Annotated in this window: 13 protein-coding genes; 9 read left to right on the top strand and 4 right to left on the bottom strand. The window is 58.7% G+C overall.

What is annotated here, in order from left to right; translation table 11 throughout:
* Window positions 1-45: 45 nt before the first annotated feature.
* Together aspS and ACB035_RS04360 are read right to left on the bottom strand one after the other, a co-directional pair.
* Entirely contained in the window at window positions 46-1,812 is a 1,767-nt protein-coding gene (aspS, locus tag ACB035_RS04365; RefSeq protein ID WP_043821337.1) for an aspartate--tRNA ligase, read from the bottom strand.
* 32 nt (window positions 1,813-1,844) lie between these two features.
* On the bottom strand, window positions 1,845-2,096 hold the full coding sequence (locus tag ACB035_RS04360) for an FmdB family zinc ribbon protein (RefSeq protein WP_005337686.1): 252 nt from the start codon (window positions 2,094-2,096) through the stop codon (window positions 1,845-1,847).
* Between the two features lie 162 nt (window positions 2,097-2,258).
* On the opposite strand from ACB035_RS04360, the gene ACB035_RS04355 reads away from it, so the two are divergent.
* The 6 genes from ACB035_RS04355 (at window position 2,259) to ACB035_RS04330 (ending at window position 8,455) form a co-directional block, all read left to right on the top strand.
* Window positions 2,259-3,107 carry a DUF72 domain-containing protein gene (locus ACB035_RS04355; protein ID WP_371166765.1) on the top strand — a complete coding sequence of 283 codons (849 nt, stop codon included), beginning with the start codon at window positions 2,259-2,261 and terminating at the stop codon, window positions 3,105-3,107.
* A gap of 275 nt (window positions 3,108-3,382) precedes the next feature.
* Window positions 3,383-4,129, top strand: coding sequence for a carboxy-S-adenosyl-L-methionine synthase CmoA (cmoA, locus tag ACB035_RS04350; protein ID WP_005353159.1), 747 nt, complete (start codon window positions 3,383-3,385; stop codon window positions 4,127-4,129).
* The gene (gene cmoB / locus ACB035_RS04345; protein WP_013723597.1) at window positions 4,126-5,103 is read left to right on the top strand and encodes a tRNA 5-methoxyuridine(34)/uridine 5-oxyacetic acid(34) synthase CmoB; all 978 of its coding nucleotides are present in this window, start codon (window positions 4,126-4,128) and stop codon (window positions 5,101-5,103) included. The genes cmoA and cmoB overlap by 4 nt, the downstream gene beginning before the upstream one ends.
* A 52-nt stretch (window positions 5,104-5,155) precedes the next feature.
* A complete protein-coding gene (locus ACB035_RS04340; RefSeq protein WP_005337698.1) occupies window positions 5,156-5,944 on the top strand; it encodes an ATP-dependent zinc protease in 789 nt (262 codons plus the stop codon).
* Window positions 5,945-5,947: 3 nt separating this feature from the next.
* Window positions 5,948-7,486: an inactive transglutaminase family protein gene (locus tag ACB035_RS04335; RefSeq protein WP_005337699.1), complete on the top strand. Its 1,539-nt coding sequence runs from the start codon at window positions 5,948-5,950 to the stop codon at window positions 7,484-7,486.
* A gap of 3 nt (window positions 7,487-7,489) precedes the next feature.
* Window positions 7,490-8,455, top strand: a complete 966-nt coding sequence (locus ACB035_RS04330) for an alpha-L-glutamate ligase-like protein (RefSeq protein ID WP_005353164.1) — start codon at window positions 7,490-7,492, stop codon at window positions 8,453-8,455.
* 248 nt (window positions 8,456-8,703) lie between these two features.
* Here ACB035_RS04330 and ACB035_RS04325 read toward each other — a convergent pair whose 3' ends face one another.
* Entirely contained in the window at window positions 8,704-9,306 is a 603-nt protein-coding gene (locus tag ACB035_RS04325) for a peroxiredoxin C (RefSeq protein ID WP_005337701.1), read from the bottom strand.
* 146 nt (window positions 9,307-9,452) lie between these two features.
* Here ACB035_RS04325 and ACB035_RS04320 point away from each other — a divergent pair, with 146 nt between their 5' ends.
* The 3 genes from ACB035_RS04320 (at window position 9,453) to ACB035_RS04310 (ending at window position 11,493) form a co-directional block, all read left to right on the top strand.
* Window positions 9,453-10,361, top strand: coding sequence for a hydrogen peroxide-inducible genes activator (locus ACB035_RS04320; RefSeq protein ID WP_005337702.1), 909 nt, complete (start codon window positions 9,453-9,455; stop codon window positions 10,359-10,361).
* 194 nt (window positions 10,362-10,555) lie between these two features.
* Window positions 10,556-11,005: a C40 family peptidase gene (locus ACB035_RS04315; protein WP_005337703.1), complete on the top strand. Its 450-nt coding sequence runs from the start codon at window positions 10,556-10,558 to the stop codon at window positions 11,003-11,005.
* Between the two features lie 311 nt (window positions 11,006-11,316).
* The gene (locus ACB035_RS04310; protein ID WP_005337704.1) at window positions 11,317-11,493 is read left to right on the top strand and encodes a hypothetical protein; all 177 of its coding nucleotides are present in this window, start codon (window positions 11,317-11,319) and stop codon (window positions 11,491-11,493) included.
* A gap of 168 nt (window positions 11,494-11,661) precedes the next feature.
* Here the strand turns inward: ACB035_RS04310 and dsdC are convergent, their stop codons facing one another.
* Complete coding sequence (gene dsdC, locus ACB035_RS04305) at window positions 11,662-12,606, bottom strand: DNA-binding transcriptional regulator DsdC (protein WP_371166764.1); 945 nt, start codon at window positions 12,604-12,606, stop codon at window positions 11,662-11,664.
* Window positions 12,607-12,707 lie beyond the last annotated feature (101 nt).

Genomic DNA, 12,707 nt, shown 5'->3' with positions numbered 1-12,707 from the left:
AAACACAGAGGCCGCACGGCGGCGGCCTCCGGTGCCGGTATCGGCTTACTCGTCGCCCTTGACGGTGGTTGCAATCGCCAGCTCACCCAGTTGGGCGGCATTGGCAAGGCTGGGGGCGTCTGTCATCAGACAGGCGGCCGCGGTCGTTTTCGGGAAGGCGATGACGTCCCGAATGTTTTCGGTGCCGGTCAGCAGCATGCTGAGACGGTCCAGACCGAAGGCCAGACCGGCGTGCGGCGGGGTACCGTACTTCAGGGCATCCAGCAGGAAGCCAAACTTCAGGCGCTGCTCGGCCGGGGTGATACCCAGGATATCGAACACGGTGGATTGCATCTCGCTGTTGTGGATACGGACAGAGCCGCCACCCACTTCGTAGCCGTTGATCACCATGTCGTAGGCGTTGGCGTAAGCCCCCACAGGGTTGGCTTTCAGCTCGGCCGGGCTCATGTTGCTCGGCGCGGTGAACGGGTGGTGCATGGCGGCCAGACCACCTTCACCATCTTCCTCGAACATCGGGAAGTCGATGACCCACAGCGGTTTCCAGCTGTTCTCCAGCAGGCCCAGATCGCGACCCACTTTCAGACGCAGGGCGCCCATGGCATCGCAGACCACTTTCTTGCTGTCAGCGCCAAAGAAGATGATGTCGCCGTCGGCAGCGCCGGTACGAGCCAGGATCTCGCGCACGATCTCGTCAGAGAGGAACTTGGCAACCGGAGACTGCACGCCTTCGATGCCGTTGGCGGCTTCGTTGACCTTCATCCAGGCCAGGCCCTTGGCACCGTAGATGCCGACAAACTTGGTGTACTCGTCGATCTGCTTGCGAGAGAGCTCGGCGCCGCCCGGGACTTTCAGGGCAGCCACACGACCTTTCGGATCGTTGGCGGGGCCGGCGAACACGGCGAACTCGACGGCGGTCAGCAGATCTGCCACATCGACCAGCTCCATCGGCAGACGCAGGTCCGGCTTGTCGGAGCCGTAGCGACGCATGGCTTCGTCGAAGGTCATGATCGGGAAGTCGCCCAGATCCACGTTCAGGATGTGCAGCCACAGTTTGCGGATCATCTCTTCCATCACTTCACGCACTTGCGGCGCGGTCATGAAGGAGGTCTCCACGTCGATCTGGGTGAATTCCGGCTGGCGGTCGGCACGCAGGTCTTCGTCACGGAAGCACTTGACGATCTGGTAGTAGCGATCGAAGCCGGACATCATCAGCAACTGCTTGAACAGCTGGGGTGATTGCGGCAGAGCGTAGAACTTGCCCTTGTGCACGCGGCTCGGCACCAGATAGTCACGGGCACCTTCCGGGGTGGCCTTGGTCAGCATCGGGGTCTCGATATCGAGGAAGCCGTGCTCGTCCATGAAGCGGCGTACGAAGGCGCTGGCCTTGGCACGGGTCTTCAGGTACTTGGCCATCTCGGGACGACGCAGATCCAGGTAGCGATACTTGAGGCTGATCTCTTCGCTGTTGACCTGATTGAAGTCCAGCGGCAGCGGCTCGGCACGGTTGATGATGTTGAGTTCGTGGGCGAACACTTCGATGGCGCCAGTGGCCATGTCGCTGTTGCGCTGGGACTCGGGACGGGTACGCACCACGCCAGTCACCTGGATGCAGAACTCGCCGCGCAGCTCGGAGGCCAGGGCGAACGCCTCCGGCTTGTCCGGATCGAAGAACACCTGAACGATCCCTTCCCGGTCGCGCATATCGATAAAGATCAGACCGCCGAGATCACGACGACGATGAACCCAACCGCACAATGTAATGGTCTGCCCTGCATGGGCCTCATTGACCTGTCCGCAATAGATAGAGCGCATGGACTTCTTCCTTCGAAATTGTAGAGAGACGGTTAACCTTGGGCCGCCGGGCACGACTGGCAAGCACCGTCTGTCTCACAGCTGGCCAGATTCTTTTTCTTACCCGGTTTGAAATCAGTCTCGTACCATCCGGTTCCCTTGAGCCGGAAGCCTGCCGCCGATATCAGCTTGACCAGATTCGGCTTGCTACAGGCCGGACAGTCGGTCAGGGGGGCATCGGAAAGCTTTTGCAGTTTTGCCAATTCATGGCCACAGACGTCGCAACGATATTCGTAGATAGGCATGGGTCACAAGAAATTGAAAAACAAAAGGGCTGGCATTATAGAGGAAAACCCCCTTTTGGGTAAAATGGCCAGCAGCCTCCTTTCGCCAGTTTTTTGCACTCGATGGCAAAAAGCGGGCAAAAAATCGGCACGAATGCACCAAGAGCGAAGAGAATAGCCATCATGAGCCTCTATTTGGGCCTGCCACAGTGGTCCCACCCCAGCTGGCCCGGCCAGTTGCTGGGCCTTGGCGCCAAGCCTGCCGAACACCTCACCCACTACGCGGCCGTCTTCAACTCGGTGGAGGGTAACACCACCTTCTACGCCCTGCCGACACCGGACACGGTACAGCGCTGGGCCGATGCGGTGCCCGATCACTTTCGTTTCAACTTCAAATTTCCGCAAACCATCAGCCACCAGAGCGATCTGGTGAGCGCAGACAAACAGGTTGCCGACTTTATCAAGCTACTTGCGCCACTACACGAGAAGCTGGGGCTGCTCACCCTGCAGCTGCCCGCCCGTTTCGGGCCGCAGGGGCTGGCCAGACTGGCGGCCTTTATCGAGCGGCTGCCACGGGCATTTCGCTACGCCCTCGAGGTGCGTCACCCCGACTTTTTCGCCAAGGGGGAGGCCGAGCGGGCATTGAACCGGCTGCTGATGGAACAGGGTGTGAACCGGGTGATGCTCGACAGCCGGCCACTCTTCTCGGTGCAAGCAACCACGCCAGCCCTTGTCGATGCCCAGGGCAAGAAACCGCGCCTGCCGGTGCATCTGCTGGCCACCGCCAACGCCCCCATGGTGCGCTTTATCGGCCTGCCGGATCCGGCGGCAAATCACCCCTTCCTGCCCAGCTGGCTCCCCCACTGGCGCCAGTGGCTCGCGGAGGGCAAGGACCTCTACCTCTATATACATACTGCCGACAACGCCCAGGCACCTGAGCTGGCCCGTCAGATCACCCGCTTGCTGGAGCAGGAGATGGCCCCATGGCCGGGGGAAAACGATCGCGCACGGCAGGGAGTGCTGCGCTTTTAGCCAACCCATTCTGCGGCCATCGTTTCGCTGCAAAAAAAGTGCTTTTTTGTGGCGTGGCAAGCCCTGGCGTCAAGACAAACGGCCATCAATCCTCTACACTACCGCCCCAAGTAAGGGTCCGGAACATGGCCCGTACGAACAGGAACGGTCCAAAGGATTTCACGACCAGCCACCCCGTTCGTAAACAGGTGATAAATCTACTCTGATGGGTGTCACCCAACGACTCAATTGAACAATACAGCCGGGTGATGTCCCGACTGTCAGGTTGCGCCAGCATGCATACCAAAGATCAAATTTTTGCCGCCCCGATCGCCCGATTGGGTGACTTCTGTTTTGACGAACAGGTCGTCGACGTTTTTCCCGATATGATCCAGCGCTCGGTGCCGGGTTACAGTAACATCATCTCTGCCATCGGCATGATGGCCGCCCGCTACGCCCAACCCGAGAGCCGACTCTATGATCTCGGCTGCTCACTGGGCGCCGCGACCCAGGCGATGCGTCGCCATGTCAGCCAGCCCGGCTGCCGCATCACCGCGGTGGATCTCTCCCATCCGATGATCGAGCGCGCCCGCGCCCACCTCTCCGGTTTCAAATCCGAGGTGCCAGTGGAGCTGGTGGAGGCGGATATCTGCGATATCGAGATTGAGAACGCTTCCGTGGTGGTGCTCAACTTCACTCTGCAGTTTGTCGAGCCAGAGAAACGGGCCGCCCTGATCCAGCGCATTCATGATGGTCTGCGCCCGGGCGGGATCCTGATCCTGAGCGAGAAGTTCCGCTTTGAAGATGAACCGGTCAACGAGCTGCTCATCGATCTGCACCTCGACTTCAAGCGGGCCAATGGCTACAGCGAGCTGGAGATCAGCCAGAAACGCACCGCCCTTGAGAACGTGATGCGCACCGACAGCCTGCCGGTGCATCAGGCTCGCCTACGGGACGCCGGTTTCGTCCATCAGGATCTCTGGTTCCAGTGCTTCAACTTCGGCTCCATGATTGCCATCAAATCCAGCGACGCCCAGCCATGATCGACTTTGCCAATTTCTATCAACTGATTGCCAAAAACCGGCTGAGCCACTGGCTGCATACCCTGCCCGCCCAGCTGCACGCCTGGCAACATGACAACCAGCATGGCGACCTGCCGCGCTGGAACCGCGCCCTCAACAAGCTGCCGGTGGTCTCCCCCGGCAACATCGAGCTGAAAAGCCGGGTCGAGATTGGCTCGGCCGAGAGCCTTGGCGAAGGGGAGCGTAAGAAGGTCGAGAGCCTGCTGCGCCACTTCATGCCCTGGCGCAAAGGGCCGTTCACCGTACACGGCATCCATATCGATACCGAGTGGCGCTCTGACTGGAAGTGGGATCGGGTGCTGCCCCATATCAGCCCGCTCGAAGGCCGTTACGTGCTGGATGTGGGCTGCGGCAGCGGTTACCACCTCTGGCGCATGGTGGGTGAAGGGGCCAAGCTGGCGGTCGGCATAGACCCGAGTCCGCTGTTCCTCTGCCAGTTCGAGGCCATTCGCCACTTCGCGGGCAATGATCAGCGCGCCCACCTGTTGCCACTCGGTATTCAGGAACTGCCGGAGCTGCGTGCTTTTGACACCGTCTTCTCGATGGGGGTGCTCTATCACCGCAAATCCCCCATCGAGCACATCGAGCAGCTGCGCAATCAATTGAAAGATGATGGCGAGCTGGTGCTGGAGACGCTAGTGATTGACGGCGGGGTCAACGACGTGCTGATGCCCACCGACCGTTACGGCAAGATGCGCAACGTCTGGTTTATTCCCTCAAGCCGCGCCCTCAAGCTGTGGGTCGAGCGCTGCGGCTTCACCGACGTGCGGATAGTAGACGAGAATATGACCAGCACCGACGAACAGCGTCGTACCGACTGGATGATTAATGAATCCCTGAGTGACTATCTGGATCCAGACAATCCGGCACTCACGGTAGAAGGACACCCGGCGCCGAAACGTGCCGTACTGATTGCCCGCAAGGCCAAAGACTAGCCGGTGGCGCTTGTGGAAGTTACACTGACCCAATTCCAGGAAGCACAGTTAAATGAATGACATGAAAAGCAAATTAAAAGGAATGACCCTGCTCTCCCTGCTTAGTCTCGGCGGGTGTGTCAATATGGAAAAAGCGCCTCAGGTCCCTGCTCTGACGCTGGCCGAGCTTCGTAGCGAGCTGAGCCAGAGCGAGCAACGCCTGCAAACATCCATGGAACAGCAACAGAAGCAGTATGTGCAGCAACAGCACCTGCTGGTTCAGCTCAACACAGATGTCACCAATATGAAAGAGTCCGTCAAGCAAGTAGACCACAAGCTCGCCACCCTCCCCTCCGAGCCGCCCAAGCCGATGGCCATCCCCACCGAGAAGTGCCCGGCCCCCAATCAGGGTCACACCATCGATGGCAAGCTGATGGTCGGTGAAGCCGAGTGGATCTGGGTTGATGCGGCCAACGACGCCTTCCAGGCGCGGGTCGATACCGGTGCGACCACCTCCTCCATCAGCGCGCAGGAAATCACTATTTTCGAGCGCAACGGCAAAAACTGGGTGCGCTTCTTCCTGAGCCATCAGGAAGTGGACGACAAGATCCAGATCGAAGCGCCGCTGGTACGCCATGTGCGGGTGCGTCAGGCCTCTGCCGACGACCTGGACCGCCGTCCGGTAGTGCGTCTGGCCGTGCGCATTGGCGACATGACCGAGAAAGCCGAATTTACCCTGAAAGACCGTAGCGACATGACCTTCCCTGTGCTGCTGGGTCGCGAATTTTTGAAAGACATCGCCGTGGTTGATGTGGCCCGCGAATATATCCAACCCAAACCCAAGCTCAAGGATGTGAAATAATCCATGGTTTCCCGTAAGCCGTTCTATTTGCTGGTAGCCCTGCTGTACATTGTCGGCCTGGGGATGACGATCTATCACCATATCGCGTTGGATGTGCCGCTGACGCCCGGTGAAAAGCGCCAGATCTGGTCCATCGAAGCCAAGCTGGAGTTCGAGGCGACCGGTGAGCCGGTGATCGCCTCTCTGGCCATTCCGGGCACCCAGCCCGGTTTCACCCTGATGAACGAGAACGCCGCCAGCCCCGGCTACGGCCTCTCCTTCGTCGAGAAAGATGGTGATGCCCGCGCCGAGTGGTCCATCCGCACCGCCTCCGGCCGTCAGGAGCTCTACTACCGCGTCGACATGATGGCGGATGCCCACGCCAAACCGGCCGCCAATCCGCAGCCGCCTGCCATCGAGAAGCAGATCGAGAGTGAGCCTTATGCCACCGCGATGAAGCAGATCCTCGAGCGGGCACAGGAGCGCTCTGCCGACGGCTACACCTTGACTCGCGAGATCATCAAGGAGATCGAGAAGCAGGAGCAGAACGCCGAGCTGCTGAAAAAGCACAAGAGCCGCGCCAACCTGATCGCCGAGCTGCTCAACAATGCTGACGTCCCCACCCGCGTGGTGCATGCCCTGAATCTGGAAGATGGCCGCCGTCGTCAGGAGCTGGTGGATTACCTGCAGGTATTCAACAGCCCGACCGACTACAAGCTGTTCAACCCGCAAACCGGTGAACAGGGCCGTCCGGCCAACCTGCTGCTGTGGGAATACAACTCCGGCGCCCTGCTGGACGTGACCGGTGGTCACAACTCCCGTGTCAGCTTCTCGATGATCGAGCAGGAGCAGCCGGTCAGCGTAGCACTGGCGCAGAAGTTCGAAAAATCAGAGATGATGAACTTCTCCATCCACAGCCTGCCACTGGAAGAGCAGACCCTGTTCAAGGGCTTGCTGCTGATCCCGATCGGCGTGCTGATGGTGGTGTTCCTGCGGGTGCTGGTGGGGATCAAGACCTCCGGTACCTTTATGCCGGTGCTGATCGCGGTCGCCTTTATCCAGACCTCGCTGGTCACCGGTCTCATCGGCTTCCTGCTGATCGTCGGCACCGGTCTCATCATCCGCTCCTATCTGTCGCGGCTTAACCTGCTGCTGGTCGCCCGAATATCGGCCATCATCATCATGGTTATCTCGATGATCGGTATCTTCTCCGCGTTCGCCTTCAAGCTGGGGCTGACCGACGGCATGAAGATCACCTTCTTCCCGATGATCATCCTCTCCTGGACCATCGAACGGATGTCCATCCTGTGGGAAGAAGAGGGCCCGAAAGAGGTGTTCCGCCAGGGCGGCGGCTCTCTGCTGGTTGCCGTCATCGCCTATCTGGCCATGGATAATGAACTGATCCGTCACCTCACCTTCAACTTCCTCGGCCTGCAGCTGGTGCTGATGGCGACCGTGCTGTTGATGGGTAACTACACCGGCTACAAGCTGAGCGAACTGAAGCGCTTCAAGCCGCTGGTGGACGAGATGAAATCTGGCGTCACCCCGGGTAAGGACAAGTAACCGATGTGGTTCTGGGAAAAGTACACCACCCCGTGGAGCCTGTCCCAATCAGGCATCCTCGGCATGAACAAACGCAACCACTCCTACATCAGCCGCTACAATCCGCGCAGCCTCTATCCGCTGGTGGATGACAAGCTGCAGACCAAGCAAATTGCGCTGGATGCAGGGGTCACAGTGCCTGAGCTGATCGGTACCATCCGTGCCCAGCACGATGTGGGTCGCATCACCGAGCTGGTAAAAGATTGGCCGGGCTTCTGCATCAAGCCGGCCCGTGGCTCGGGCGGCAAGGGGATCCTGGTGATCCTGCGTCAGGAAGATGGCCTCTTCTATAAACCCAACGGCAGCGCCTCTACCGGTCAGGATCTGGAGCGCCATGTTTCCAACATTCTGGCGGGGCTCTATTCGCTTGGCGGCAAGCCAGACGTGGCACTGGTCGAAGGCCTCATCAACTTTGATGATGTGTTCGACGGCTACTCTTTTGAAGGGGTACCCGATGCCCGGGTCATCATCTTCAAGGGGTTCCCGGTGATGGCGATGATGCGCCTCTCTACCGCCGCCTCCGATGGCAAGGCGAACCTGCACCAGGGCGCCGTGGGGGTGGGTCTGTGCCTGCGTACCGGTCGTGCCCTGCGGGCGGTGCAGTTTGGCAATCCGCTGCGCCACCACCCGGACACCGGCCTTGACCTCTATGAACTCAAGGTGCCCCACTGGGATACCCTGCTCACCCTGGCCGCCTCCTGCTACGAGATGTCGGGTCTGGGCTATATCGGTACCGATATGGTGCTGGACAAGTTCCGCGGCCCCATGCTGCTGGAGCTCAACGCCCGCCCCGGTCTTGCCATCCAGATCGCCAACGGTCGCGGCCTGGTGCCCAACCTCAAGACCATCGAGAAGCTGGGGCAGGTGAAGATGAACGTGGAGCAGCGGGTCAATTTCGCCAAGGATCACTTCGGGATCTTTGAGGAATAACTTCTTCGCTTGTGAACTGAGCGCGCCTATGGCGCGCTTTTTTTATGGCGATTGTCTGTCGGCATATCCCACCCAGCCATTCGGATCAGCACCTCATTTCGAAACAACGAGTACGCCAGCGAACGGCCGCTTGGAATAGCGAGCGATGGAGCGAGAAATGTCTGGCCACTATGTCAGAGGATGGATAAATCTCAGGTATAAAAAAACCGGCGCCAAGACGCCGGTTCTTCAAGGAGAGTGCGACCCGATTACAGGGAGTCAGCATTCTCGGACAGGTACTTGGCAACGCCGTCCGGAGAGGCTTGCATACCTTTTTTGCCTTTTTCCCACTGAGCCGGGCACACTTCGCCGTGCTCTTCGTGGAATTGCAGGGCATCGACCATGCGCAGCATCTCGTCGATGTTGCGGCCCAGCGGCAGATCGTTGACAACCTGGTGACGAACGACACCGTTCTTGTCGATCAGGAAGGAGCCACGGAACGCCACACCGGCTTCCGGATGCTCAACATCATAGGCTTTGCAGATTTCGTGTTTCACGTCGGCGATCAGCGGGTACTTGACCTGACCGATACCGCCATCTTCCACTTTGGTGTTGCGCCATGCGTTGTGGGAGAACTGGGAATCGATGGAAACACCGATCACTTCCACGCCACGCTTCTGGAACTCTTCATAACGGTGATCGAAGGCAATCAGCTCGGACGGGCAGACGAAGGTGAAATCGAGCGGATAAAAGAAGACAACGGCAGCTTTGCCTTTGATGTGGGATGACAGGTTGAATGAATCAACGATCTCGCCATTACCCAGAACAGCTGCGGCGGTAAAATCGGGTGCGGGACGGCCTACCAATACCATATTCAATTCCTCTTTATGTGAAGTGAACAATCCGGTGAGGATTGGGCTACCTAGAGCCAAGTCCATCTAATTCAAGCGACAAACTATAGACCCGGTGGTAGATTAGTTAAATCAAATTAAATAGATAGCATTAATCGGGTTTTTCTATGCAACGTTGGCCCAGCCTCAAACAGCTGCAATATCTGGTCGCTCTCGATGAGCACAAGAACTTCAACCGCGCCGCCAAGGCCTGTCATGTCAGCCAGTCGACCCTGAGTACCGGGATCCAGACGCTGGAGGACATGATGAACCTGCAACTGGTGGAGCGGGACCACAAGAGCTTCATTATGACCCCGGTCGGCATGGAAATCGTCGAGCGCGCTCGCAATTTGCTCTCCGATGCGCGGGATCTGATGGAGCTCGGGCAACATCAGGGTGGCGTGATGCAGGGGACGGTACGTCTTGGCTGCATTCCCACCATCGCCCCCTTCCTGTTGAGCAAGCTGCTGAAAGAGTGCAGCAAAACCTATCCTGACCTCGAATTGTTGCTGCGTGAAGACACCACCAGCAATCTGCTCAAGCAACTGGAACAGGGTCAGCTCGACTTGCTGATCCTCGCCCTGCCCATCGAGATCGGTGGATTTCACTGCAAGACCGTCGGCCAGGATCCGTTCCACATGGTGATGCCCGCCAGCATGGCGGCCGGTCTGCATACCCCGTTCGACTACAAGGAGCTGCCCAACCAGAGCATCTTCCTGCTGGAGCGGGAGCACTGCCTCACCGAGCACGCAGTGAGCGCCTGCCGCCTGCGGGACAAGAGCAAGATCAACCCGTTTGCCGCCACCAGCCTGCACACCCTGGTGCAGATGGTGGAAGCGGGTCTTGGCACCACCTTCCTGCCGCAGATGGCCATCGATGCCGGCATTCTTGCCAACTCCGATCTGGTGGCCATCCCGCTGCCGGGAGAGACCTCCTATCGCGAGATTGGGCTGGTCTGGCGCCCCAGCACCACCCGGGTACAGACCTTCTACAAGCTGGCCGAGCTGCTTAAACCGCTGATCAGCCACAACGAGTGACAACAAACGCCAGCCCTCGGGCTGGCGTTTTTCAGTTCCCCACCACATTTTTCCTCTCGGAGACTAGGTCTGGAGCCAGATCCCTGTTTATGATGGAAAAGTTGTCGCGTGCCCTCCTGCCCCCAGAACGATTTGGCAGGATATGGCGCTCGATAAACGTCTCGTTTGGTAGACCCGTCCGTGGAGAGAGCCCGATGTATCGCAAGCTGCTGCTATCCCTGCTGACTCTGCTGCTGGCCGCCTGCTCCAGCACACCGGAGCCGCCTCCGGCCCCCCGGCAGAGCAGTGCCTTTGATGGCTTCTACCAACAATGGCGCGGTGTTCCCTACCGCATGGGCGGCGCCAGCCGCGCCGGGCTAGACTGCTCCGCCTTCACCCAGCTCGCCTACAGTCAGGTGCTGGGCTTCAACCTGCCAAGAACCACCGAATCTCAGGCCAGCATTGGCAAACCGGTGGATCGCTACCGGCTGCAACACGGGGATCTGGTCTTCTTCAAAACCGGCTGGCAACAGTACCATGTGGGGGTCTACACAGGTGCCGGCGAGTTTATTCACGCCTCCACCAGCAAGGGAGTGATCCGCTCCCGCCTCGACAACGTCTACTGGAACAGTCGCTACTGGCAGGCGCGTCGGGTGACCCAGTAACCGCCCACACGCCTGCTCGCGATACAAACTGCGTGCCGATACTCTCCGTCAATCCCTGTCGCGATGTCGGAACACACAACCCGCGCTTATAACTCAATTGGTCCCAAAGCCTGCATATCACACCATTTTGTGATAAGGTGGTGGCCAATTTTTAACACTTTTGCCTTTTTCTCATACTCTTTCTGTCCTGATTGACAACACGCGAGGCAATAACAAGCAGCGCGCGGCGAAAGTGAAGTGTGGCGCAACACTGCCGGACGGGTGTCCCACAGCTGCAGTATCAAGGGTTAAATAGATAAGGAGATCGTGCAATGAAACAGTATCAAAGCTGGCTGGGGCAATACCTGATGAGTCGCCGTGACGGTGACCACGCCATGGCATGCGAGATGGCGAGTTCCATCTGCGAGTTCTGGCAGCAGCAGGGTGATGAAAACGAACTGGACAAGTGGCAGCAGATTTACCAGAACCATCTGGAAAAGACCACCTGATCCCGACCGTTGCCTTGCTGCCAGCTACCCGGTGTTGGCAGCAAGGCCACTCGCGACCAACCACCATCAGCCAACCCCTCTCCCCCAATTTTCCCGCTACGTTAAACCGCTACCTTCGTTCACTCGCGCTGTACCATCTTCATTTTGCTCTTGCGCACCGGCCTCTGTTCATTCCATCTCGGCAGCCATTTTCTGCGCCCAGTCGATAAAGGCCTGGATCTTGGGACACGCCCGATTGGGCAGGGTCGCCATGTAATAACGCTGCTCGCACTTGATCTCCAGCCCGGCAAAAGGGGCCACCAGCTCGTTGCGTGCCAGTCGCTTGCTCACCAGATTCTTGCGCCCCATGGCGATCCCGGCGTGATTCATGGCGGCGATGATGGCGAGATCCGAGCGATCAAAACCCATGCTCAGCTGGCATGCCTCGAGGCTGACCCCGGCGTGGCGAGCCCAACTGCTCCATTCATCGGTATCCGAGTCAAATCCCCATGCCTGCCGATCATGAAGCAGACGGCACAAAGACAAGTTGGCGGGATTACCGACAAGCCCGTGCTGCTCGGCATATTCCGGGCTGCAGACCGGCAGCATGAACTCATCCATCAGCGGGTGGATGGCAAGCCGCTCCGGGCTCTTCTCATCGAAATAGAGGGTCAAATCGATGCCATAACCATGCAGGTTGATGTTCTCGTTGCCGGTGATGATATTGAGCTCGATCTGCGGATGCAGGCGGGAGAAATCCGCCAACCTGGGCACCAGCCAGCACTGGGCGATGGAGGGACGCGAATAGATGGTCAGGGTACCGGAGAGCTCCTGATTCTTGATCTCCAGGATCTCCTGATTGATGAACTCCAGCGAGGATTTGAGCGCCCAGAACACCCGCTGCCCATCCGCCGTCAGTACCACCTTGCGGTGAAAACGCTCAAAGAGCTTGAACCCCAGCTCCTCTTCCAACGCGCTGATCCGGTGACTCACGGCACTGGGACTCAGCGACAATTCATCAGCCGCCATGGCAAAGGATCCGTGGCGGGCGGCCGCCTCGAAGGTGTGCAACTTGGCCAACTGGTAGCCACTCAACAGCTTGTTGCGCGATATGTAATTATCCCCGTTATACATTCATCCCCCTCTTCGCAATGGCCGCCGATGATACACCCACAGGCCACTTTCAGGATGAAACCAAAAGACCCAAAGAGTGTGATTTCGATAAATTGTGACCA

Origin of the sequence: Aeromonas sp. S12(2024) (assembly GCF_041402305.1) — a bacterium.
Taxonomy (GTDB): Bacteria; Pseudomonadota; Gammaproteobacteria; order Enterobacterales; family Aeromonadaceae; genus Aeromonas; species Aeromonas veronii.
Note: the sequence above shows the minus strand (reverse complement) of the source record. Positions and strands in the feature narration are given on the sequence as shown.